21 protein-coding genes are annotated in these 24,229 nt (G+C 59.8%); 10 read left to right on the forward strand and 11 right to left on the reverse strand.

The window, feature by feature from the left end:
* Positions 1 to 3: 3 nt before the first annotated feature.
* The 5 genes from ACYF6X_RS00110 to ACYF6X_RS00130 form a co-directional block, all read right to left on the reverse strand.
* Entirely contained in the window at positions 4 to 756 is a 753-nt protein-coding gene (locus ACYF6X_RS00110; protein ID WP_130018612.1) for a sugar phosphate isomerase/epimerase family protein, read from the reverse strand.
* Between the two features lie 166 nt (positions 757 to 922).
* On the reverse strand, positions 923 to 1,957 hold the full coding sequence (locus ACYF6X_RS00115; RefSeq protein WP_130018613.1) for a LacI family DNA-binding transcriptional regulator: 1,035 nt from the start codon (positions 1,955 to 1,957) through the stop codon (positions 923 to 925).
* Positions 1,958 to 2,081: 124 nt separating this feature from the next.
* Positions 2,082 to 2,744: an OmpA family lipoprotein gene (locus ACYF6X_RS00120; protein ID WP_033631402.1), complete on the reverse strand. Its 663-nt coding sequence runs from the start codon at positions 2,742 to 2,744 to the stop codon at positions 2,082 to 2,084.
* Positions 2,745 to 2,997: 253 nt separating this feature from the next.
* Positions 2,998 to 3,444, reverse strand: a complete 447-nt coding sequence (locus ACYF6X_RS00125) for an N-acetyltransferase (protein WP_063989158.1) — start codon at positions 3,442 to 3,444, stop codon at positions 2,998 to 3,000.
* Positions 3,441 to 4,007, reverse strand: coding sequence for a DNA-3-methyladenine glycosylase I (locus ACYF6X_RS00130; RefSeq protein ID WP_033631404.1), 567 nt, complete (start codon positions 4,005 to 4,007; stop codon positions 3,441 to 3,443). The genes ACYF6X_RS00125 and ACYF6X_RS00130 overlap by 4 nt, the downstream gene beginning before the upstream one ends.
* Before the next feature lie 196 nt (positions 4,008 to 4,203).
* Here ACYF6X_RS00130 and ACYF6X_RS00135 point away from each other — a divergent pair, with 196 nt between their 5' ends.
* Complete coding sequence (locus ACYF6X_RS00135; protein ID WP_063989157.1) at positions 4,204 to 6,192, forward strand: autotransporter outer membrane beta-barrel domain-containing protein; 1,989 nt, start codon at positions 4,204 to 4,206, stop codon at positions 6,190 to 6,192.
* Between the two features lie 592 nt (positions 6,193 to 6,784).
* Positions 6,785 to 7,531: a helix-turn-helix transcriptional regulator gene (locus ACYF6X_RS00140; RefSeq protein ID WP_063989156.1), complete on the forward strand. Its 747-nt coding sequence runs from the start codon at positions 6,785 to 6,787 to the stop codon at positions 7,529 to 7,531.
* Here ACYF6X_RS00140 and ACYF6X_RS00145 read toward each other — a convergent pair.
* Positions 7,478 to 8,152, reverse strand: coding sequence for an acyl-homoserine-lactone synthase (locus tag ACYF6X_RS00145; RefSeq protein WP_063989155.1), 675 nt, complete (start codon positions 8,150 to 8,152; stop codon positions 7,478 to 7,480). The two genes, ACYF6X_RS00140 and ACYF6X_RS00145, sit on opposite strands and share 54 nt — an antisense overlap.
* 487 nt (positions 8,153 to 8,639) lie before the next feature.
* Between ACYF6X_RS00145 and glyQ the strand changes: the two genes are divergently transcribed.
* The 6 genes from glyQ to ACYF6X_RS00175 all read left to right on the forward strand — a co-directional run bounded on the left by glyQ (position 8,640) and on the right by ACYF6X_RS00175 (position 16,991).
* Positions 8,640 to 9,557, forward strand: a complete 918-nt coding sequence (glyQ, locus tag ACYF6X_RS00150; protein WP_043140757.1) for a glycine--tRNA ligase subunit alpha — start codon at positions 8,640 to 8,642, stop codon at positions 9,555 to 9,557.
* A gap of 9 nt (positions 9,558 to 9,566) precedes the next feature.
* Complete coding sequence (gene glyS / locus ACYF6X_RS00155; RefSeq protein ID WP_107227529.1) at positions 9,567 to 11,636, forward strand: glycine--tRNA ligase subunit beta; 2,070 nt, start codon at positions 9,567 to 9,569, stop codon at positions 11,634 to 11,636.
* Positions 11,637 to 11,961: 325 nt separating this feature from the next.
* Positions 11,962 to 12,681 (forward strand): DUF3053 domain-containing protein, encoded by a 720-nt coding sequence (locus ACYF6X_RS00160; RefSeq protein ID WP_126178836.1) that lies wholly within the window; start codon positions 11,962 to 11,964, stop codon positions 12,679 to 12,681.
* A gap of 540 nt (positions 12,682 to 13,221) precedes the next feature.
* Positions 13,222 to 15,141, forward strand: coding sequence for a PTS mannitol transporter subunit IICBA (locus ACYF6X_RS00165; RefSeq protein WP_038875977.1), 1,920 nt, complete (start codon positions 13,222 to 13,224; stop codon positions 15,139 to 15,141).
* 58 nt (positions 15,142 to 15,199) lie between these two features.
* On the forward strand, positions 15,200 to 16,345 hold the full coding sequence (locus tag ACYF6X_RS00170; protein ID WP_107227526.1) for a mannitol-1-phosphate 5-dehydrogenase: 1,146 nt from the start codon (positions 15,200 to 15,202) through the stop codon (positions 16,343 to 16,345).
* A gap of 94 nt (positions 16,346 to 16,439) precedes the next feature.
* A complete protein-coding gene (locus ACYF6X_RS00175; protein ID WP_016929575.1) occupies positions 16,440 to 16,991 on the forward strand; it encodes an MltR family transcriptional regulator in 552 nt (183 codons plus the stop codon).
* On the opposite strand, the gene ACYF6X_RS00180 is transcribed toward ACYF6X_RS00175, so the two are convergent.
* Entirely contained in the window at positions 16,988 to 17,596 is a 609-nt protein-coding gene (locus tag ACYF6X_RS00180; protein WP_025304783.1) for a LysE family translocator, read from the reverse strand. The genes ACYF6X_RS00175 and ACYF6X_RS00180 overlap by 4 nt on opposite strands.
* A 142-nt stretch (positions 17,597 to 17,738) precedes the next feature.
* Between ACYF6X_RS00180 and ACYF6X_RS00185 the strand changes: the two genes are divergently transcribed.
* Together ACYF6X_RS00185 and ACYF6X_RS00190 are read left to right on the forward strand one after the other, a co-directional pair.
* A complete protein-coding gene (locus ACYF6X_RS00185; protein ID WP_038875970.1) occupies positions 17,739 to 19,205 on the forward strand; it encodes an aminotransferase-like domain-containing protein in 1,467 nt (488 codons plus the stop codon).
* A gap of 73 nt (positions 19,206 to 19,278) precedes the next feature.
* Positions 19,279 to 19,641, forward strand: coding sequence for a YibL family ribosome-associated protein (locus ACYF6X_RS00190; RefSeq protein ID WP_004933989.1), 363 nt, complete (start codon positions 19,279 to 19,281; stop codon positions 19,639 to 19,641).
* An 11-nt stretch (positions 19,642 to 19,652) separates the two neighbouring features.
* Here ACYF6X_RS00190 and ACYF6X_RS00195 read toward each other — a convergent pair whose 3' ends face one another.
* The 4 genes from ACYF6X_RS00195 to sodA all read right to left on the reverse strand — a co-directional run bounded on the left by ACYF6X_RS00195 (position 19,653) and on the right by sodA (position 23,980).
* On the reverse strand, positions 19,653 to 20,432 hold the full coding sequence (locus ACYF6X_RS00195) for a class I SAM-dependent methyltransferase (protein ID WP_060424323.1): 780 nt from the start codon (positions 20,430 to 20,432) through the stop codon (positions 19,653 to 19,655).
* Between the two features lie 102 nt (positions 20,433 to 20,534).
* Positions 20,535 to 21,206 (reverse strand): 6-hydroxyaminopurine reductase, encoded by a 672-nt coding sequence (gene yiiM, locus ACYF6X_RS00200; RefSeq protein WP_460924878.1) that lies wholly within the window; start codon positions 21,204 to 21,206, stop codon positions 20,535 to 20,537.
* A 99-nt stretch (positions 21,207 to 21,305) separates the two neighbouring features.
* On the reverse strand, positions 21,306 to 23,234 hold the full coding sequence (locus ACYF6X_RS00205) for a methyl-accepting chemotaxis protein (RefSeq protein WP_060424318.1): 1,929 nt from the start codon (positions 23,232 to 23,234) through the stop codon (positions 21,306 to 21,308).
* 125 nt (positions 23,235 to 23,359) lie between these two features.
* Complete coding sequence (gene sodA / locus ACYF6X_RS00210; RefSeq protein ID WP_004934003.1) at positions 23,360 to 23,980, reverse strand: superoxide dismutase [Mn]; 621 nt, start codon at positions 23,978 to 23,980, stop codon at positions 23,360 to 23,362.
* Positions 23,981 to 24,229: the final 249 nt, after the last annotated feature.

Consider the following 24,229-nt stretch of genomic DNA (forward strand, 5'->3'; position numbering starts at 1 on the left):
GGGTTACTCCGCACGCAAAATATTGACGTAATGGCGGGTGACGGCTTCCAGATCATCGCCCTGCAACGGGAATTCGATGCCGCGCGGCGCATCGTGCGGCAGGCGGGCCAGCAGATCGCGCCAGCTGCCGTCGGTATCGTCCAGCGCGACGGCGCGCCAGCCGCGCGGGCCTTGGGTGGCGGCTTTGACGTGCACGTAACCGACGTGGCGGGCCAGGCGCTCGGCGGCGGCGAAGGCGTCTTGCCCCACCCACAGCCAGTTGGCCATATCGAAGGTCATGCTGACCGGCAGGTGGCTATCTTCCGCGGCGTGGAAAAAGGCGTTCAGCATCGATAAAATGCCGCAGTCCGGCGTCTGATCGTTTTCGACCACCAGTTTGACCGGGTGTTGCTCCAGCGCCACTTTCAGCTCGGTAAAATCGAAGCCGGGGCGGAAATGGCCGAGGGACAGTTTCAGCTGGCGCGCGTTCAGCGCCTGTGCTTCTGCCAGCAGCGCCGGCAGGTTGGGGTTCAGCGTATGTTGCGGGGTGAACAGCGCCTCAGGGGCGGAGTAGACGGCGAACAGCTGTTGGCGTTCAATCTCTTGCGCCAGGGCCGGCAGGCTGTCCAATTCGCCGGCGGCGAACAGTTCGCGGCGGATTTCCACCCCGTCGGCGCCTGCTCCGGCGATGATGGGTAACAGCGCGCGCTGGCCGCCGTGTTGTTTGACGGTATCGATGCCGTAGGCGCCGGTGACCACGATGATTTCTGTTTTCATTTTGACTCCTGAGGCGGCATAGTCGCCGCCGCTGCTGTTACCGGTACGTTAAATGGAACCGGTTCCAGCGAAAAGCGACAGAGTGTAAAAATATGATCGCAATCACGAAGCTGAGCAAAAAACAGCCGATGAGGGCGGGGCGAGCAACGGCCCCGGAGAGGGTGGGTTAGCGGGTGGTGGAGCCGCGGACGATCAGCTCACCGGAGAACATCTGCTCGCCGCTGGGGGCGGCCAGGCCCTGAATGCGCTGCACCAGCCGCTCCAGCGCCGCGTGCCCCATTTGGTAGGTGGGCTGTCTTAGCGTGGTGATGCCGACGCCCGCCAGCTCCGCCCACTCCAGTTCGTCGAAGCCCAGCAGGCCGATGTCGTTGCCCCACTGGATGCCGAGCCGGCGCATGGCGCGCGCCACCTGCAGCGTCAGAGCGCCGTTGGCGGAGATCACCGCCTTGCGCATGCCGCGATGGCGGCCGCTGAAATCGCTCAGTACCTGCTCCAGCTTCTGCCGATCGTTGAGCGGCGTTTCGGCCTGCTCCGCCAACAGCGTGGGGTGCTGCGCCATGGTATGTCTGAAAGCGTGCAGGCGTTCGAGACGGGTATTGACCGTACCGAGCGGCTCGCTGAGGAACAGGATCGCTTCGAAACCTTGTTGCAGCAGGTGTTCGGTGGCGACGGTGGCGGCTTCGCGGTTGTTCAGGCCCACCACGTCGCAGGCGAAGTCGGGGATTTTGCGGTCGATCAGCACCATTGGCAGCATCGACTGTTGCAGTGTGGATAACGCTTCCTCGCGCATGCCGACCGCGTTGACCACGATGCCTTCCACCCGGTAACTGCTGAGCAGCTGCAGGTAGTGCTGTTCCTGATTGACTTCGTTGTTGGTGTTACACACCAGCAAGGTAAAGCCGTGCTGGCGGCAGGCGGCCTCGATGCCGCGCATCACGTCCACCGAATAGGGGTTGGTGATATCGGCGAGGATCAGGCCGATCAGGCGGGTCTGGCCGCCCTTCAGGCTGCGCGCCATTTGGCTTGGCCGGTAGTCGAGCTGCTGGATCGCCTGTTCGATGCGCTGTTTGAGATCGTCGGAAAGCAGGTGTTGTTCACCATTCAGATAGCGCGACACGCTGGTCTTGCCGGTTTTGGCGATGCTGGCCACATCGCTGATGGTGGCGCGCCCTGAGGCGCGCGTTGCCTTGCCTGTGCTCACAGCCGATCCCTCCTGCGGTTAATTGCCAAGGAGACTACCATACCCGATGTGCGGGCGGGAGTGTTGAAGGGTAAGGAGAAAATCGCAGGGAGGCGGCGGGGCGCCGGTGGCGCCCCGCACGGGATTACTGCAGCGGGCTGAGAGTGATCTCGACGCGGCGGTTTTGCGCCTTGCCTTCCGCGGTGCTGTTGGAGGCGATCGGGTTGTCCGGGCCGGCACCGGTGGTGCGGATACGGTTCGCCGCCACGCCCTGGGTGATCAGCGCGCTGGCTACGCCGTCGGCGCGCTGCTGCGACAGGTTCATGTTGAGCGAGCGGGAGCCGGTGCTGTCGGTGTAGCCGACAACGTTGACCGCGGTTTTCGGATACTCTTTCAGCACCATGGCGACGCCGGTCAAGGTGTTGGCGCCCGCCGGTTTCAACGTGGCGCTGCTGCTGTCGAAGGTCACGTTGTTCGGCATGTTCAGCACGATGTTGTCGCCCTGACGGGTGACGCTGACGCCGGTGCCTTTCATCTTGTCGCGCAGTTTGGCTTCCTGCACGTCCATGTAATAGCCTGCGCCGCCGCCGAGGGCTGCACCGGCCGCTGCGCCGATCAGCGCGCCTTTGCCGCGATCTTTTTTGGAAGAGGACAGCACGCCGACACCGGCGCCCAGTGCGGCGCCGAGGCCCGCGCCGATGCCGGATTTGCCGGCTTCGGATTCACCGGTGTAAGGGTTGGTGGTACAGGCCGACAGCGCGAGCGTGAGGCTCACGGCGCCGGCAATAATTGCAATGCGTTTTTTCATGTTCTTGTCCTTAATGGCATCAGAATCTGTACGCGCCGGCCCAAAACGGGGACGCAAAAAAAGTGGGTGACGCAGGGAGCCTGCGTCGCCGCGCTACCTATGACGCGCGCTTTCGCCGGCAGTTCCGGAGAAAAACGTGACAAATGATGAGCGCGGGAAAAGCTGGGGGAGTTATGCGGCAAAACGCCGGGCGGCGCTATGCAGCGGATTCCGAATTGTGCGCATCCGGGGTGCGGATGCGCCTTTTTTAAGCCTAATGGGTTGAATTTTCGACTGCCGACCAGTTCATGATCAGCGTATAGGCCTGGGTTTCTTCATTGAACAGGCGCTGTGTTATCTGAAAGCCGCGCCTGTGGTAAAACGCGCAGGCGCGCAGGTTCTGCTGGTACACCTCCAGGCTGAGCCGGCGGTAGCGCTGCTGCACGTGCGTCATCAGCGCCTGGGCGACGCCGCGACCGTGAAACGCCCGATCGACAAACAGGGCGCCGATGAACTGCTCATCCAACACGCTGATAAAGCCGACGATCTCGTCGTCATGCCAGCAGGCCCAGCTTTGTGCGCGCGGCAGGTAGTTTTCCCGCACCAGCGCGGCGCTCTCACGCCAGTACTTTTCCGCCACGAACGGATGGGCGGCGATGGTGCTGGGCAGCCACAGCGCCATCAGCCGTTCGATATCCTCCGGGCCACAGGGGCGGATCACCGTGGCTTTGGGTAGCACATGCACCCCGTCAGATGATCGTTCACCAGCCCGCTGGCCTGCATGAAGGCGTAACAAATGGTGGAGCCGATAAACTTGAAGCCGCGCTTCTTCAGCGCTTTGGACATGGCGTCGGACTGCTCGGTTTTGGCCGGCACCTGGTTCAGCGCCTGCCAGCGGTTGAGCTGCGGTTGGCCGCCGACGAAGTCCCAAATGAAGGTAACGAAATTCTCACCGGCCGCCTCCATCGCCAGATAGGCTTTGGCGTTGGTGATGATGGCTTCTATCTTGCCGCGGTGGCGGATGATGCCGCTGTCCTGCAGCAGGTTTTCCACGTCCTGTTCGGTCATGGCGGCGACCCGCTGCGGATCGAAACCGTGGAAAGCGCGGCGGTAGTTCTCGCGCTTTTTCAGAACGGTGATCCAGGAAAGGCCCGCTTGCTGCCCTTCGAGGCACAGCATTTCAAACAGCTCGCGCGCGTCGGTGGTGGGCGCGCCCCATTCCTTGTCGTGATACTCGAGATACAACGGATCGGCCGTCACCCAACCGCAACGTTCGTCTGCCATCCTGACTGTCCTTATGCTGTATTTATGAACAGTAATCATCGCTCGAAGCGCCGAACTTGGCAAGCCTCTGATTGTTTTGTCATCAGCCCGCTTGACGTGACGAAAAAGCCGACAATAGTTACTACATGGCCGGTGGAAAACCGGCCAACGATAAAAACGACATTGCCTTCATTTGCAGGCTCTCAGGAGTCGATTCATGCCTCTAAAAATAACGTGCATGCCCCGCCCGGCGGCGCTTGCAGTGGCGTTGCTTTGCAGTGTGACCCTTCCGGCTCAGGCGTACGATCAACTCTACGTCTTTGGCGACAGCCTGAGCGATACCGGCAACAACGGCCGGTTCACCTATGACGGCAGCCAGCACCTGCTGTACGACGAAGCGTTGGCGCAACGCATCGGGGCGGCGCTGGTGGCTTCGGACAACGGCGGTGAGAACTATGCCGCCGGTGGCGCCGTGGCGGTGCCGGGCCTGAACCCGGCCGACAACACCCAGGACCAGGTGCAGAGTTACCTGAACCGGGTCAACGGCCAGGCCGACGGCGACGGTTTGTATATTCATTGGATCGGCGGCAACGATCTGGCGGCGGCGGCACTGAATGCCGCTACCGCGCCCGGCGTGGCCTATAACAGCGCCGCCGCGGCTGCCGCGCAGGTGCATTCGCTGCTGAACGCCGGCGCCGGCACGGTGATCGTGCCGACGGTACCGAACATCGGTTCCACGCCGCAGCTGATGGAATTGATCATTCAACAGGCGCTGTCACCGGTGCAGGGGGCGGCGATTCAGGCGGCGTATGCCACGCTTAATTCGGTGGCGACACCGGACAACGCTTCACGCACGCAGGCGATCCATGCGGCATTGGCCGCTGCGGCGAAGCAGGGCAGCGCCATTCCTCAGGTGCAGCAGGCGATCGCCACGCAGCTTATCGCGGCGTATGACAGCCTGAGCGCGCAGGCCGCCCAGTTGACCGATTTCTATAATCAAAGTGAAGACCGTTTGTTGGCGCAGGGCGGCGGTAATATCGTGCGGGTGGACGTCAACAAGCTGTTCGCCGAAGCGATCGCCAATCCGGCGCAGTTCGGCTTCGCCAACACCGCCGGCATGGCTTGCCCGCCGGGCATTTCCTCGGCGGTCTGCCGCTCCGATATGCCCGGCTTCGACGCCAGCCAGTCCTATCTGTTCTCCGATCACTTCCACCCGAGCCCGCAGGCGCACCTGCTGATTGCGGATTATATCCAGGCGGTGTTGGATGGCCCGGCGCAGGTGGTGGCGCTGAATCAGGCGACGGCGGCGATGGCGCGCGACAGCCGCGCCACGCTCGACAGCCGCTTCCAGCAGCTGCGCCACGGCGACAACCCGCAGGGCTCGCTGGGCGTGTTCGGCGGTTATGCCGGCCAGCACTACGACTATGCCGATAACCGGGCAGCGGGGGACGGCAACGCCACTACCCACAACCTGACCGTCGGCGTGGACTATCAGTTGACCGACGGCTGGCTGATCGGCGCGTTGATCGCCGGTTCCAACGACGATCAGCATCCTTCCAGCCGCTTTGATTACAAGGCGCGCGGGCTGCTGCTGTCGGCTTTCAGTTCACTGGCGCTATTCGAGCATGGCTGGGTTAACGCCGATCTACACTATGCGACGATGGATTATGACGACATCCGCCGCAGCATGCGGCTGGGGCCGCTGACGCGCACCGAAACCGGTTCGACCACCGGCAAGCAGTGGGGCGCACGCGTGACCGCCGGCTATGACTTCCCGATCGCTTCTTACCTGACTACCGGGCCGGTGGCGCAGTTCGCCTGGGATTACAGCCGCGTTTCCGGCTACAGCGAAGACGGCGATGACAGCACCGCCATGCGCTTCAACGATCAAACCTACCACTCGCAGATCGGCGCGTTGGGCTGGCGGCTGGATACGCAATTCGGCGTGTTTAACCCTTATGCGGAAGTGAGTTATCAGCACCAGTTCGGCGACGACGTCTACCGCGCCGGTGGCGGCCTGAAATCGACGCAAACCTCGTTCACCCGCGACAGTGCGGGCCAGGACAAAAACTGGGTGGATGTCACGCTGGGGGCCAACATGCCGTTGACGGACAGGGTATCGGCCTTCGCCACCGTCTCGCAAACCGGCGGGCTGAGCAGCGGCGAGCAGTTTATGTATAACGTCGGCGTCAGCGCGCGTTTTTGAACGACTCGGACAGAGAATGGGGCTAATGGAAGGCGGGGTGGCAAGGCGGTGCCTGTGAGTGAGACTGTACTTTAGTACAACTATCATTTGTCGCTAAAAGCTCTTATCGTTGTTGCATAACGATAAATTATAGCGCCACAAAAAAAAACTGATCCTATAAAGGATCAGGTAGCCACTTGGCCAACACCAGGGAAAATTTTGGTTATTATTGTATATCCAAATCTCCACTGTCAATGGCTTTCTCCCTTCATCCTTGGATGAGGGGCGTTTTCGCCTGCCTGCCTTATCCCCCCATCCTCAACTCGACAGAGCACTTTTTGTCAGATTCATGTCATGATGCGGAGTTGTTATGGCTTTGTTTTGTTTATGTTTATTCGCTGTACCATGCCTTCTATCGGCCCTTCTTCAGTGAAGCGCTTATTTTACGATTAAATTAATTTCCCCTCCGAAATTATTTAAATTTACTCTTTAAGACGTATGGCCATTATTAACGCTTCCTATTATGCCTGCCAGATTAATTTACTTGGCAGCGCAACCGGGTTATACTCTTCTCCGTTTTATAGTATTGTTATTTCTTGAAGAGGATGGGTGAGTGTCTAACTTTTTTTTCAATAATGAAACCATTAATGCCTCTATAAAAGAAGAGTTAGAACGTGGTCTGAGTAAATACAATAATATAAAATATGCCTATGCTATAATGAATAAAAGAAATCCGGCTAGTTTCTCAATCATTTCCAATAGAACGGAGTGGTTTGAGTTTTATATTAAGAATAACTATCAGTTTATTGATCCTGTTTTGATTACCGCCTCACATAGAATTACCCCGTTTACCTGGGATAAAGATTTGGAAATAGGCGCAGGATTAAAGTTGCCAAAGATTTTTGATATGGCTAAGAACTACAATATTATTAATGGATATACTTTTGTCTTGCACGATCATCATCATAATCTGGTGGTGTTATCCATTATGCTAGATAAGCATTGCGATGCAGATGTTGAACAGCAGATTGACAATAATAAGGCCGAAATTCAAATGCTGCTGATCACCATGCACGGAAAAATGACGACGCTCTACCAGGAAATGAGCACGCCTGCTGACTTTGAAAAGATGAATCAGCGGGAGTTTTTCTCCAAGCGTGAAAATGAGATTATTTACTGGGCGAGCTTAGGTAAGTCCTACCAAGAAATTGCGCTTATCCTGGGAATAAAACTCACCACTGTAAAATATCACATTGGCAACGCCGTCAAAAAGCTTGGCGTCACCAATGCCAAACATGCCATCAGGTTAGGTGTGGAGCTGCAACTCATCCGGCCGCTTCTCGCTGACACGGAAGGATAATGGCCATGAATCCAAAGGGTTATCCCATTTTGTGGCGTGTTGATTGATGCGTGCTAGCAATCTGTTTCGGTTGGCATCGTCTATCGGCATGTAGATCAGGTAAATATTTTTATTCTTTTCGGAACATCCGGTTTTTACCACCGAGATATGCCAACCGGAACGTTGGAAAATGATGCGCATCGGGTGACTGATAATGGCGTAAATGCCTTCGTAGCCGCAGTTTCTTGCATAATTTATCATCGACAGAAAAAGCATGGCGCTAATCGGCGCTTGATGGAGTTGAAGTGCTTGAATGCGCGCCTTATCTATAAATAATCTGCTGGCTTCAACGTAATTTCCATCGGGGAGCTTTATATCGTTAAAATAAGTGTCGAACACGCCATCGCTGATCATGTTTGGGTATTTCGTTTCAATAAATCGCAAACTGCAAATGACGTGATTTTGGTAGGTGCCGAAAATATAGGTGGCGTGACGATTATCGTATTCGTCAAACTCCATGTTATTTTCACAATTAACGAGCCAGTCTAAACGGTCTTTAAACGTTTTTTTTCTTAAAGAGAACAGTTCTTTCGATCTGTTATCTGGCAGCAAATTATAGTCTACGTCAAAGAGCTCTATCATTTTCAATCTTTTTCCTAAGCGACTTAAATGGTTTTTTAGCTGCGGCTGTCATTTGTTCTCATTATACTACCAGAGTCACTATGGCAAGTAAATTTCAGCCGGTGCGGCATCGGCGAAAACAAAGTAAATATATAACACTGAATTATGTTTTTTTTCATTCCATTCACTTATTTGAATGTTTTTCAACACGTCTGTTGTATGGCGAAGAGGCGTTAAGCTGCCGGTAGTTAAAGCATGCAGGGTATGAAGCGGCATCTCTCTCAAGCAAGCCGATACCCGAGTCTGCCTCGCCCTCTGAGGACGGTGGCGGCGGTGCCGGGGATTTACCGCACTGATGTCGCCGGCGGTTTCCGTGGCTGAAGGGTGAAAATTCAGCGCTTCTCGCCCCGATTCGCACTTGTTGCCGGATTCTGGCTGTATATCTTACGGTCAAAGGGTATACTGGCGCATTCCATCTAAATCCACTTGTATCGCGTGCGAATTCAACATGCAAAAGTTTGATACCAAGACCTTCCAGGGCCTGATCCTGACACTGCAGGATTATTGGGCGCGCCAGGGCTGCACCATCGTTCAACCATTGGACATGGAAGTCGGCGCGGGAACCTCACACCCGATGACGTGCCTGCGCGCACTGGGGCCGGAGCCGATGGCTACCGCCTATGTGCAGCCATCCCGTCGCCCGACCGACGGCCGCTACGGTGAAAACCCGAACCGTCTGCAGCACTACTACCAGTTCCAGGTGGTGATTAAGCCATCGCCGGACAATATTCAAGAACTCTACCTGGGCTCGTTGAAAGAGCTGGGTCTGGATCCGACCATCCACGACATTCGCTTCGTGGAAGACAACTGGGAAAACCCGACGCTCGGCGCCTGGGGCCTGGGTTGGGAAGTGTGGCTGAACGGCATGGAAGTGACGCAGTTCACCTACTTCCAGCAGGTCGGCGGCCTGGAGTGCAAGCCGGTAACCGGTGAGATCACCTACGGTCTGGAGCGTCTGGCGATGTACATCCAGGGCGTGGACAGCGTATATGATCTGGTGTGGAGCAACGGCCCGCTGGGCGTTACCACCTACGGCGACGTGTTCCACCAGAACGAAGTGGAGCAGTCCACCTACAACTTCGAATACGCCGACGTCGACTTCCTGTTCTCCTGCTTCGAGCAGTACGAGAAAGAAGCCCAATCGCTGCTGGCGCTGGAAAAACCGCTGCCGCTGCCGGCTTACGAACGCATCCTGAAGGCGGGCCATACCTTCAACCTGCTGGATGCGCGCAAGGCGATTTCGGTGACCGAGCGTCAACGCTACATTCTGCGCATCCGCACGCTGACCAAAGCCGTTGCCGAGGCCTACTACGCTTCCCGCGAAGCGCTGGGCTTCCCGATGTGCAACAAGAAGAACGAGAACTAAGAGGCAGCCATGACTCAACAGACTTTCCTGGTGGAAATCGGCACGGAAGAGCTGCCGCCGAAGGCGCTTCGTTCCCTGGCGGAATCTTTCGCCGCCAACTTCACCGCCGAGCTGGACAACGCCGGCCTGGAACACGGTGACGTGAGCTGGTTCGCCGCACCGCGCCGCCTGGCGCTGAAAGTGGCCAACCTGAGCGCGGCGCAGGCCGATCGCGAAATTGAAAAACGCGGCCCGGCGATCGCCCAGGCGTTCGACGCCGAAGGCAAACCGAGCAAAGCGGCCGAAGGCTGGGCGCGCGGCTGCGGCATCACCGTCGATCAGGCTGAACGCCTGGTGACCGACAAGGGCGAGTGGTTGATGTACCGCGCCCACGTCAAAGGCCAGTCGGCGCAGCAACTGCTGGCTGGCATGGTCAGCACCGCGCTGGCTAAACTGCCGATCCCGAAACTGATGCGTTGGGGCGACTCCGACGTGCAGTTCGTGCGTCCGGTGCACACCGTCACGATGCTGCTGGGCGCCGATCTGATCCCGGGCACCGTGCTGGGCATCGACTCTGCGCGCACCGTGCGCGGCCACCGCTTCATGGGCGAAGCCGAGTTCACCCTCGACAACGCTGACCAATACCCGCAGATCCTGCTGGAGCGCGGCAAAGTAGTCGCCGACTATGAAGCGCGTAAGGCCCTTATCAAACGCGATGCCGAACTGGCGGCGCAGAAGATTGGCGGCAAGGCCGATCTGAGTGAAAGCCTGTTGGAAGAAGTGGCTTCGCTGGTGGAATGGCCGGTGGTGCTGACCGCCAAATTCGAAGAGAAATTCCTGGCGGTGCCGGCGGAAGCGCTGGTGTACACCATGAAGGGCGACCAGAAGTATTTCCCGGTGTACGACGCCGCGGGCAAACTGCTGCCGAACTTTATCTTCGTGGCCAACATCGAGTCGAAAGACCCGCAGCAGATCATCTCCGGTAATGAGAAGGTGGTGCGCCCACGTCTGGCTGACGCCGAGTTCTTCTTCAACACCGACCGCAAGAAACGCCTGGAAGACAATCTGCCGCGCCTGGAAACCGTGCTGTTCCAACAGCAGCTGGGCACCCTGCGCGACAAGACCGATCGTATTCAGGCGCTGGCGGGCTGGGTTGCCGGCCAGATCGGCGCCGACGTCAACCACGCCACCCGCGCGGGCCTGCTGTCGAAGTGCGACCTGATGACCAACATGGTGTTCGAATTCACCGACACCCAGGGCGTGATGGGCATGCACTACGCGCGCCACGACGGTGAGGCGGAAGACGTCGCCGTTGCGCTGAACGAGCAGTATCAGCCGCGCTACGCCGGCGATGCGCTGCCGCAGTCGCTGGTGGCCTGTTCCCTGGCGATCGCCGACAAGATGGACACCCTGGCCGGCATCTTCGGCATCGGTCAGCATCCGAAAGGCGATAAAGACCCGTTCGCGCTGCGCCGCGCCGCGCTGGGCGTATTGCGCATCATCGTCGAGAAAAACCTGCCGCTGGATCTGCAGACCCTGACCGAAGAGGCCGTGCGCCTGTACGGCAGCAAGCTGACCAACGCCAAGGTGGTCGACGAGGTGGTGGAATTCATGCTGGGCCGCTTCCGCGCCTGGTATCAGGAAGAAGGCCACGCGGTCGATACCATTCAGGCGGTGCTGGCGCGCCGTCCGACCAAGCCGGCCGACTTCGACGCGCGCGTCAAGGCGGTGTCTCACTTCCGTACGCTGGAAGCGGCGGCGGCGCTGGCTGCGGCCAACAAACGCGTCTCCAACATTCTGGCCAAGTCAACCGAAACGCTGAACGACAGCGTGCGCGCCTCGGTGCTGAAGGACGCAGCGGAAATTCAGCTGGCGACTCACCTGGTGGTGCTACGCGACAAGCTGCAGCCGTACTTCGCGGCGGGCAACTACCAGGAAGCGCTGGTGGAGCTGGCTGCGCTGCGCGAGCCGGTGGATGCGTTCTTCGATAACGTAATGGTGATGGCGGACGATGCGGAAGTGCGCGTGAACCGTCTGACGCTGCTGAGCAAGCTGCGCGAACTGTTCCTGCAGGTGGCGGATATCTCCGTGCTGCAGTAAGCGATTAACCGCTGTGAAAAGGCGCCTGCGGGCGCCTTTTTTTATTTCCGTTTCCTGGGTGCGAAGGCAAGGTCGCCTGGCGACTTGGGGGGCGACTTGACTTGGGGGGCGACTTGGGGAAATTGAAGCGTCCGGTCGCCGACGGCAATGAACCTCAGTGCGTTTTGCGCACGATTTTCAACCGCATCCGGCCGGGGCAATGCTCATCGCAAGCGGAATCGCGTATCGGAACGCCGCCAGTTGATCTATTCTTATAGGCGCACGGAGTGCGGAAAAAGGGGCGGAGTCCAATGAAAAAGCAGGTTTATAACAGGAGTTATGTCACATGGCGGTAGGGATCCAGAGCAGAGGTTTCGCGCGTTGGTTGGCACCGGTATTGGCATTGTTGGTGGTCATGCAATTGACCGCCTGCGGCGATAAAGAGCCGGAACAGCGCAAAGCATTTATCGATTACTTACAGAATACCGTGATGCGCAGCGGGGCGAACATCCCCACGCTGAGCGAAGATCAGAAGCAGAAGTTCGGCAACTATGCCGGTGACTACGCGATTTTGGTCGGTTTTTCTCAGCAGCTGTCCAAATCGGTCGGCGCCAGCCTGACCCCGGCGCTGGATCAGATTAATCAGATCCGCACCGCGCAGGACTACCTGAACAAACGCGACGCGCTGCAGCAATCGGTTGGGGCGTTGAACCTGCTGGGCCAGCAGATCCAGTCCGCCAAATCGCAGGCGGATACCGCCCGCGCGGCGCTGAAGCAGCCCGACGATCTGAAAGCGGTGTACAACCAGGCCTACGACAAGATCGTTACCGCACCGGCCAACGCCTTGATGCCGGCGATCCCGACCACTGCCAGCTTCGTGCAGGATCTGGTGCAGGTCGGCGATTTCCTGCAGAGCCAGGGCAATCAGGTCAGCTTCAACAACAACGGCGTGCAGTTCCGCACCGCGCAGCAGGTGGCGCAGTACAACACCATGATGTCGAATCTGGTGGCCAAACAGCAGAACCTGGTAAACGCGCAGAAAACCATTCAAAGCGTGACGCAATAACGCCTCCACGCACGCAGCAGGCCGGCATTGCCGGCCTGTTTTATTTCCCCTCAGCGTTTCCAATAGCTTGCTGGTTTATTGCTCAGGCTTCTGTACTACACTTCAATTAATCCATTCATTCGGCAATGTAGTTTTCTTTCATTCATCACTTCGCTAGTTCCCGGCGGGATGAGTGCTCACAGGGAAGATCAAACAGAGCGCCGCGATCGGGCGCTGCAGCCAAAAATAAATTGTGATGTTTATCACAATTTAAAAACAAACCACCAAGTTAAAAGTGTGATGTTTGTCACGTTATCTTGGGTTTTGAGGCGATTTTTTTCTCACTGTGCTTTTTTTACACGCCATAAATGTGATCTTAATCACTATAAAGGGTGGTTTGTTGGGGTGTTGTGTGTGATTTGTATCACAAAAAATTCGTGAAGTTCGCGTGACAAAAACAGCGTGATAGAGTCCGTTTCGCATACAGCGGCAACACGGCTGGATCGTCACAACAATAATCACGCGCTCTATTGTCAGCGCGTAACAATAGGGGTGTGTTTTATGTTTTCACCAGACATCAAGGTTAAAGTGCAAAACTTTGGCCGCTTCCTGAGCAACATGGTGATGCCCAACATCGGCGCCTTTATCGCCTGGGGGATTATCACCGCGCTATTCATTCCAACCGGCTGGCTGCCGAATGAAACCTTAGCCAAGCTGGTCGGCCCGATGATCACCTACCTGCTGCCGCTGCTGATCGGTTATACCGGTGGGCGGCTGGTGGGCGGCGATCGCGGCGGCGTGGTCGGCGCCATTACCACCATGGGCGTCATCGTCGGCGCCGACATGCCGATGTTCCTCGGCGCGATGATCGCCGGCCCGTTGGGCGGCTGGGCTATCAAGCACTTTGACCGCTGGGTAGACGGCAAGATCAAAAGCGGCTTTGAAATGCTGGTGAACAACTTCTCCGCCGGCATCATCGGCATGCTGCTGGCGATCCTGGCCTTCCTCGGCATCGGGCCGCTGGTGGAGGTGCTCTCCAAGCTGCTGGCGGCGGGCGTACACGTCATGGTGACGAACAACCTGCTGCCACTGGCGTCCATCTTCGTTGAGCCGGCGAAAATCCTGTTCCTGAACAACGCCATCAACCACGGCATCTTCTCGCCGCTGGGTATCCAGCAGGCCACGGAAGCCGGCAAGTCGGTGTTCTTCCTGATCGAAGCCAACCCAGGCCCGGGCATGGGCGTGCTGATGGCCTACATGTTCTTTGGCCGCGGCAGCGCCAAGCAATCCGCCGGCGGTGCGGCAATCATTCACTTCCTGGGCGGCATCCACGAAATCTACTTCCCTTACGTGCTGATGAATCCACGCCTGCTGCTGGCGGTGATCCTGGGCGGCATGACCGGCGTCTTCACCCTGACGATGCTGAACGGCGGCCTGGTTTCTCCGGCTTCTCCGGGTTCGATCCTGGCGGTGCTGGCGATGACGCCGAAAGGCGCCTACTTCGCCAACATTGCGGCGGTGTGCGCAGCCTTTGCCGTCTCCTTCGTGGTGTCCGCTTTCCTGCTGAAAACCTCCAAGGTGAAAGAGGATGACGATCTGGAAGCCGCAACCCGTCGCATGCAAGAGATGAAATCGCAGTCCAAAGGCGGCGCAGCGGCGCCGGCATCGGTCGATGGCGATCTGAGCACCGTGCGCAAAATCATCGTCGCCTGTGACGCGGGCATGGGCTCCAGCGCTATGGGCGCCGGGGTGCTGCGCAAGAAAGTGGCCGACGCCGGGCTGAAGAACATCTCGGTGACCAACAGCGCCATCAACAGCCTACCGGACGACGTGGATCTGGTGATCACCCACCGCGATCTGACCGAGCGCGCGATGCGCCACGCGCCGCAGGCCCAGCACATCTCGCTGACCAACTTCCTCGACAGCAAGCTGTACAGCGATCTGGTCGACCGTTTGCTGGCGGCCAACAAAACCAGCGACAACCAACAGAAGGTGCTGGGCGCGCTGGACGACAGTTTCGAAGCCGGTGAGCCTAACCTGTTCAAGCTGAGTGAGAGCAACGTGTTCCTCAACCTGCAGGCCAGCGACAAAGAGCAGGCGATCCGCTTCGCCGGCGAGCAGCTGGTGAAAGGCGGCTACGTCGAGGCGGAATACGTGCCGGCGATGCTGGAGCGCGAGAAACTCACCTCCACCTACCTGGGCGAGTCTATCGCCGTGCCGCACGGCACCATCGAGGCCAAAGACCGGGTGCTGCGCACCGGCGTGGTGTTCTGCCAGTACCCGCAGGGCGTGCGCTTCGGCGAGGAAGAGGATGAAGTGGCCCGCCTGGTGATCGGCATCGCCGCGCGCAACAACGAGCATATTCAGGTGATCACCAGCCTGACCAACGCGCTGGATGACGAGAGCGTGATTGAGCGGCTGGCGAATACCACCAGCGTCCAGGAAGTGCTGGACCTGCTCGGCGGCAAAAAAGCCGGATAACAGAATCATTTTAAAGGGTGCAGCTTGCTGCACCCTTCGACATTAAGAAGGTAGAGTTATGAAAGTATTACATTTTGGCGCAGGGAACATCGGCCGCGGTTTTATCGGCAAGCTGCTGGCGGACGCAGGGGCTGCGCTGACCTTCGCCGACGTCAATCAAACGGTGCTGGATTTGCTGAACAGCCGTAAAAGCTACGCGGTGCACGTGGTGGGTGAGCAAGAACGCGTGGAGAGCGTCAACAACGTCAGCGCCGTCAACAGCGGCAGCGAGGCGGCGGTGGCGCTGATCGCCGAGGCGGATCTGGTGACCACCGCCGTTGGCCCGCAAATTCTCGCCAAAATCGCCGGCACGATCGCTAAAGGGCTGGTGCTGCGTCATCAGCAGGGCAATGTGCAGCCGCTGAACATCATCGCCTGCGAGAACATGGTGCGCGGCACCAGCCAGCTGAAGCAGCATGTGTTCGCCGCGCTGCCGCAGGACGAGCAGGCATGGGTTGAGCAGCACGTCGGCTTCGTCGATTCGGCGGTCGACCGCATCGTGCCGCCGGCGGACAGTAACGACCCGTTGGAAGTGACGGTGGAAACCTTTAGCGAATGGATCGTCGATCAGACCCAGTTCAAAGGCCAGCCTCCGGCGATCGCCGGCATGGAGCTGACCGATAACCTGATGGCGTTTGTCGAGCGCAAGCTGTTCACCCTCAATACCGGCCACGCCATCACCGCCTACCTCGGCCAACAGGCCGGGCTGCAAACCATTCGCGACGCCATTCTCGACCCGGCGATCCGCCGCGTAGTGAAAGGGGCGATGGAAGAGAGCGGCGCGGTGTTGATCAAGCGCTACGGCTTCGACGCCGACAAGCACGCCGCCTACATCAACAAAATCCTCGGCCGCTTCGAAAACCCGTATCTGCACGACGACGTCGAGCGCGTAGGGCGCCAGCCGCTGCGCAAACTGAGCGCCGGCGATCGCCTGATCAAACCGCTGCTGGGCACGCTGGAATACGGCCTGCCGCACGCCAACCTGATCCAGGGCATCGCCGCCGCCATGAGCTACCGCAGCGAACAGGATCCGCAGGCGCTGGAGTTGGCGGAATTGCTGAACACGCTCGGGCCGAAAGCCGCGCTGGCGCAAATTTCCGGCCTGCCGGCGGAAAGCGAGGTTGTAGAAGAGGCCGTTGCTGTGTATAACGCCATGCACAAGTAGAATCGTGATGATGAACACCCGAGCGCAGCTTGCTGCGCTCCTGCAACCCGAGTTCGGCATCGACGGCCCTCCCCACGCCTTTCGAAAAGCGACGATGGAAGAAGCACAGGCATTTGAAAACCAGGTTCTGGAAAAGCTGAACGCGGGCAAAACGGTGCGCAGCTTCCTGATTGCGGCGGTAGAGCTGCTGGCGGAAGCGCTCAACGTGCTGGTGGTGCAGGTATTCCGCAAGGACGACTATGCGGTGAAATATGCCGTCGAACCGCTATTGTCCGGCAGCGGCCCGCTCGGGGAGCTGTCGGTGCGCCTGAAGCTGATGTACGGGCTGGGGGTGATCTCCCGCCACGAATATGAAGATGCCGAGCTGCTGATGGCGATGCGCGAAGAGCTGAACCACGACGGCTCGGAATACCGCTTCGTCGACGACGAAATCCTCGGGCCGTTCGGCGAGCTGCATTGCGTGGCCGCGCTGCCGCCGGTGCCGACCTTCCTGCAGCCGGGCGAAGCGGATGAAGCGCTGATCGCCATGCAGCGCCAGCGCTATCAGCAGATGGTGCGCTCCACCATGGTGCTGTCCATTACCGATCTGATCGCCGGTATCGGCGCCAAACAACCTTCCCGACTCTCTCCTCTCGGTCGCGGCTAAGCAAAGGCCGCGCGCCACTCGTCGAACAACAACCACAGCGCGGTGGCGGCCATCAGGCCGGACATCACGCCGTTGAAGGCGCGCAGCTTCCAGGTGACCCGCAGCGCGTTGCGCAACCGGTCGCCCAGCACCGCCCACAGCAGCACGCACGGCAGGTTCAGCAGCGCGAAGCCGGCGATGACCGACAGCGTATGGACAAAGGTGGCGCCTTCGCGCGGGGTGAACAGGATCGCCACGTTGATCACCATCAGCCAGGCCTTGGGGTTGACCGCCTGAAACAGCGCACCATTGAGCAGGCTCATCGGCTGCGCCTGCTCTTTGGCGTCCGGCGAGGCCGCCTGGAACAGTTTCCATGACAGCCACAGCAGGTAGGCGCAGCCGATCACCGCCAGCGGGAGGCGGATGACGCCGGCCCAGCTCAGCGCCAGCGCCAGCAGCGGGATAATGATCGCCAGCTGCACCGCACAGCCGACGCAGATGCCGAACAGCATCGGCAGGGTGCGGCGCAGGCCGAAGTTGACGCCCGACGAGGCCAGCAGCAGGTTGTTGGGGCCGGGGGTAATCGACATGACGGTGACGTAGCTGACAAAGGCGGAGTCCAGCATGACAGGTTCCTTGAAAATGGCGGTAATCACGAGAGGATCAGCATAATCGCTGCGATGGGATGGTGACAGAACCACAAATCGGATATTGTCATGGTTACAGTTGTGCAAAATGTAAACTGTACCCATTGCCTGGAGAGAAACTGTGACCCTGCTCGATGAAACCCCGGATACCCGTTACCTGCAGCTGGCGGATACGCTGGCCGAGGCCATTCGCCGCGGCACGCTACGGCCCGGCGACCGCCTGCCGTCGGTACGGCGCTGTGCGCAAACCCATCGCGTCAGCATCAATACGGTAGTGTCGGCTTACCGCACGCTGGAGGATCGCGGGCTGATCGAAGCGCGGCCGCAGTCGGGGTTTTACGTTCGCAGCACGCTGCCGGCGCTGAAGATGGCCTCGGCGCCCAGCGGGCGCATCGAACCGCCGGCGGACGATGTGCTGGCGCTGATCGACACCGTGTTTGCCGCCCAGCAAAACCCGGCTTTCACCAACATTGCGCTGGCCTGCCCGCAGACCAGCGATTTTTATCCCGGCGGCAAGCTGGGGCGCATGCTGTCCTCTCAGCTGCGCCGTCAGCCGGATCTGATCGGGCAGTATCCGTTGCCGCCCGGCAGCCTTCGGCTGCGTCAGCAGATCGCCCGCCGCTCGATGACGCTGGGCATGCTGCTGGAGCCGGGCGACGTGGTGTTGACCCACGGCTGCATGGAAGCGCTGCAGCTGGCGCTGCGCGTCACCACCAAACCGGGCGACTGCGTCGGGCTGGAGTCACCGACCTACTTCTACCTGCTGCCGCTGCTGGCCAGCCTGGGGCTGAAAGCGCTGGAAATCCCCACCGATCCGCAGCTGGGGCTGTCGCTGGACGCGCTGGAACTGCTATTGAACGAGAAGCGGCTGAACGCGGTGATCGCCATGCCGACGGTGCAAAACCCGCTGGGCTGCACTATGCCGCTGGCGGCGAAAAAGCGGCTGGCGCGGCTGATGAACGATCATCAGGTGCCGTTGATTGAAGACGGGCTGTATGCCGAGATCCAGTTCGGCGGCGCGCTGTCGCCGGCGGTGAAGGCGTTCGATCGCGACGGCTGGGTGCTGTTTTGCTCCAGCTTTACCAAAACGCTGGCGCCGGACTTTCGCGTCGGCTGGATCTGCGGCGGCCGTTTCCACGAGGCGTTGCGCAAGCTGAAAGCGGTGTCATCGATGTCCGAGTCGCAGCTGCTGTCGGAAACGCTGGCGACCTTCCTGGAGAGCGGCGGCTACGATCATCATTTGCGCAACCTGCGCAAGCGTTATGCGGCGCAGGTGGACGAGGCGCGGGCGCTGATCGCCCGGCATTTCCCGCGTGGCACGCTGGCCACGCAGCCGGCGGGCGGATTCGTGTTTTGGGTCGAATTTCCCCCCGGCGTGGACAGCGTGGCACTGTTCCATCAGCTGTTGGAGGAGCAGATTTGTTTGACGCCGGGCACCCTGTATTCCCCGAGCGGGCGCTACCGCAACGCGCTGCGGCTCTCCTGCTGCTACCCGTTCAACGCGCGCTACACCCAGGCGTTGGCCCGGCTCGGCGCCAGGGCCTGCGAGATGAGCGGCCTGCCGCCCGGCATTGCGCAGGACGGGTAACGGCGCGCGCCTTTTGCTACAATGCCGGTATCATTGATTAGCGTGCCATTTTGGGCACAACGGGCCAGAGACCATGAAAGAGAAAGAAAAGGCAGAGATCAAGCGCCTGAGCGACCTGCTGGACGCCTTGAACCACAAAGACGCCACCGTGATCCAACAGGGCAACCCTGAGTTGATCGCGCAGCACACCAAAGAGAAAGAGAAACTGGCGACGGAGATCGAACGCCTGAAAAACGTGCGTGGCGAGAAGCTGAGCGCCGAAGCGCAGAAGCTGAGCAAGCTGCCGTTCAGCCGCGAGATCACCAAGAAAGAGCAGGCCGATATGGGTGCGCTGAAGAAGAGCGCGCGCGGGCTGATCGTGGTGCACCCGATGACCGCGCTGGGCCGCGAGATGGGCCTGAAAGCGGTCACCGGTTACGCCAAGAAAGCGTTCTGAACCCCCGGGCATCAGACCTTGGTGGTGAAATACGCCTTGGTCTGATAGGGCACGGTGACCGTGTCCTGGCCCCGCAGTTCCTCTTCTTCCGCCACCAGCTGGCGCAACTGCTCGATAACCTGCTCCTGTTGCGGCTGCGGCAGCGCGGCGATAAAGCTGGTTGAACGCACCCGGTTGTAGATCACGTCCTCCACCGCGCCGCGGTGACCCAGCATAAACACCTGCTCCTGCAGCGGTTCAAAGCCTTTGAACGGGAAGAATTTGCGCCATTCGCCGGTATAGAAACGCGGCGCATCGCCTTCGTGGCTATCGACGATCTGATTCAATTTACGCACCCAACCGACGCGCGCATCGCGCATGTTCCACACCAGACCGAGTTTGCCGCCGGGCTTGAGGATGCGCTGGATTTCCGCCAGCGCCTGCGGCGTGGCGAACCAGTGGAAGGATTGGGCGCAGACCACCGCATCGACGGACTCGTCCGGCAACGGGATCGCCTCGGCGGTGCCCGCCAGCGTTTTCACCTGCGGCAGCGCCGCCGACAGTTTTTCCAGCATTTGCGGCACCGGTTCGACGGCGATCACCTGCGCGCCGGTTTCCAGCAGGCGCGGGGTAAACTTGCCGGTACCGGCGCCGAGATCGATGACCGTCATGCCGGCGTGCAGGCCGATAGTTTCACGCAGCCAGACGGCGATTTCCGGCGGGTAATCCGGCCGGCCTTTCACATAGCGATCGGCGTTGGCCTGATAGCCTTCGGCGGCGGCGTGATGAATCGAATGGATCGGGGTGGTCATTACCTGGCTCCTGGCTGAAAAAACGTGCGGCTACAGTATAGGCGGAAGAATAGGGTTAACGCGGCATTCGACGCACGTTTTTCATCTTTTCCGCCCGCGATTTCAACGGCCGAGCAGGCGGCGGTTGAAGTCTTCGAGGCGCCCTTCGGCAAGCCGCGTGAGCATGGTCTTGCTCCAACTGGCGGAGAGGCCGGCCACCGCCAACAGGCGGCGATACTGTTCCGCGTCGAACGGCATATGCCAGGCGATGGCGATGGCTTCGGCGACCGACACGTCGCTGTTGCGCGCCGCCAGCTCCAGCGGACGATCGCCGCTGACCGCGCCCGGCGACACCACCCAATACAGCCAGCCGCAGCGGCCGCTTTGCTGCATCAGCACCGAAATATCCTCGATGGCGAAGTGATAATTGAGCTTGAAGCACGGTGAGCGCGGCTGGGTGACCTGGATCAGCGCTTCGCCCCAGCGGAAGATGTCGCCCATAAACACATTGTGTTCGGTCAGCCCTTCGGTGGAGATGTTCTCGCCGAAGGCCGGGGCGCAAAACTGCTCTGCCTGTGCCGGAAACTGCTCGCGCCAGTGGGCGTAATGCTCGCGCGGGTAGTGGCACAGCGCGCGGTCCGGCCCGCCGTGGTAGCTTTTCTCGGCCTGTTCGTCGCCCTCCAGGCCGAGCGGCGTGAGCCGGATGGCGCCATCCACCTGGCGTTTGGCGATGGCGCTGGGGCGCCCGCCCTCATAGGGTTGAATATTACCGATGTAAACGTCTGGGTGATGCATGTGCGCCTCCGTGTCTCGCGTCGAGGGCTCAGCATAGCCTGAGTTGTGCCGGGGGGACATAACAACCCGCCCGAAAATCCTCGGGCGGGCGGCGGGGCGTCAGAAGGTGGTCCAGTTCTCTTCCGCTGCGGCGTTGGCGGCCGCGGGTTTTACCGCCGGCGCTTTCGGCGCGGCGGCTTTCACGGCGGCGGGTTCGGTCTGCTCCGCCAAACGGAACACCGAGACGCTCTGCAGCAGCATGTCGGCCTGTTCTTCCAGTGAGTCGGCGGCGGCGGCGGACTCTTCCACCAGCGCGGCGTTCTGCTGGGTGGTGTGGTCCATCTCGACGATCGCCTGGCCAATCTGGGCGATGCCGCGCGTCTGCTCATCGGAAGCGGCGGCGATCTCGGCCATGATGTCGCGCACGTGGGTGACCGAGCGGACGATCTGTTCCATGGTGTTGCCGGTGCTTTCCACCAGTTCGGTGCCGGTTTTCACCCGGCTGACCGATTCGGCGATCAGCCCTTCGATCTCCTTGGCCGCCTGGGCGCTGCGGCTCGCCAGGCTGCGCACTTCGCTGGCAACCACCGAGAAGCCCCGGCCCTGTTCGCCGGCGCGCGCCGCTTCGACCGCGGCGTTGAGCGCCAGGATGTTGGTCTGGAAGGCAATACCGTTGATCAGGGTGGTAATTTCGGCGATACGCTGCGAACTGCTGGAGATATCGCGCATGGTACTGACCACGTTTTCCACCAGCTTGCCGCCCTGCTGCGCCGTCTGCGAAGCGTCGGTGGCCAGCTGATTGGCGTGGTGGGCGTTGTCGGCGTTCTGTTTCACCGTGGCGGTCAGCTGTTCCATGCTGGCGGCGGTTTCCTCGACCGCCGCCGCCTGCTGCTCGGTGCGGGAAGAGAGATCGGTGTTGCCGGCGGCGATTTCCGCAGAGGCGGTGGAGACCTGGCTGACCCCCATCTGGATCTTCTCAATCATGGTGCGCAGGTTTTGGCTCATGGCCGCCACCGCGTTCAGCAACTGCCCCAGCTCGTCGCGGCGGGTGCTGGTCTGCGCCTGGCGCAGGTCACCGCCGGCGATGCGCTCCGCCATCGCCAGGGTGCTGTGCAGCGGACGGGTGATCTGCAGCGTGATGCGCCAGGCGATAAGCACCCCGGCGATGATGGCGATCAGGGTGGTGATGCCCATTTGCAGCTGCGCCAGATTGATGTTGTTGCGCGTCTGCACCAGCTCGTCCTGCATAAAGGCGTTGACCAGCATGCCGATCGCTTGCGCGCGTTCGCCGAGCTGCCGGCTGATCTGCTGCTCGTGCTCATAGGCCGGCAGGTAAGCCGCGATGCGGTTTTTGTAATCGTCCAGGGCGGCCAGCAGCGGCTGCAGCTGCGGGCGCTGCGCGTCGCTGACCCGGCGGCTCAGCGCGTTGGCCGCGTCGCGGGCGTCGTCGATGGCCGCCATCAGCGGGGCTTCGGTTTCCTTGTTCAGGCTCAGCAGCAGGCCGCGCGCGCCGTAGCGCACCTGGGTCAGCTTCTGGTTCAGTTGGATAAAGGCCAGCTGCAGATCGCCGTTGGTCAGTTGGCGTTCCACCTGGCTCAGGCTGGCCTGCACTTCCGACATGTTCCAGCTCTGGCGCACCGCGTCTTTCGCCGTGACCGCCTGCTCAAAGACTTTTTGCTGCTGTTGATATTCCCCGATCAGCGTCACCAGACGCTGCAGATCCTTGCGGCTTTGGGCGTCCCAGTCAAGCGCCTGCCCCTGGTCTATCAGTTTGACGGCGTTCTCAATATTGGCGCGGTTGTTCTGAATGTACTCCGGCCGGTAGGTCTGGCCGTACATGGCGCGGTTGTATTTGGCCTGGTTGATCTCCTCGTTCAGCCGGTTGCTGAAGTCGATGCGATCGGCGCGGGATTCGATGATGTGCAGATATTGCGCCCCGGTGCCGGCGATGACCACCGCCAACAGCAGCAACAACGCGAAGCCGAGACCGAGCTTTTTACCTACGGTGAGATGAGTGAACTTTCCTGCCAATGCTTGCAATGCCGCCATAGCGTTTTTCCTTCTCCGGGCGAACGTCAATTGAACAAACCATCGGCAAGAAGTGGTCAAACTTTAGCGGATTTCAGGCAAAAAAATACCCGCCGGTGGCGGGCATCTTCATCAACGGGGGCGAATTACTTCTTCGCGGCGAAGCGTGCGGCGGCTTCGTCCCAGTTGACCACGTTCCAGAACGCCTTGATGTAATCAGGACGTTTGTTCTGATATTTCAGGTAGTAAGCGTGTTCCCACACGTCCAGGCCGATGATTGGGAAACCGGAAGCACCGGCAACGGCTTCGCCCATCAGCGGGCTGTCCTGGTTAGCGGTAGACACCACGGCCAGTTTGCCGTCTTTCAGCACCAGCCAGGCCCAACCGGAACCGAAGCGGGTGGCTGCGGCTTTCTCGAACTCTTCCTGGAATTTCTCAACGCTGCCGAAATCGCGCTCGATGGCCGCTTTCAGATCGCCGCCCAGCGTGGTGCCGGTTTTCAGGTTTTTCCAGAAGAAGCTGTGGTTGGCGTGGCCGCCGGCGTTGTTGCGCATGAAGGTGCGTTTGTCGGCAGGCACTTTATCCAGATCCTGGATCAGCTCTTCAACGCTGTATTTGGCCAGCTCAGGGTAGGCTTCCAGCACGGTGTTGGCGTTGTTGACGTAGGTCTGGTGGTGTTTGGTGTGATGGATTTCCATCGTCTGCTTGTCGAAATGCGGTTCCAGTGCGTCGTAAGCGTACGGCAGGGATGGCAGTGAATAACTCATAATCATCATCTCCAGTGGTGTATGGGCGGCGCAAAGGGCGAGCACCGCGTAAGCAGTCGGATCATTATAGTTAATTAAATGATATTGAAAATGATTATCAATGCCCTGTGAACTGTGTGGTTAATGAGCGGGTCGCTGCGCTAACATACTGATAGAATAGGGCGGCGGGGGGCCGTGTCAAGCCGTCGATCCGGCGCGTGGGTTACTCTCTATACTGTAGGGAGCGCCAACGCCGAAATGTATCGAAAT

Source organism: Serratia sp. ID 25-353 (assembly GCF_054792795.1).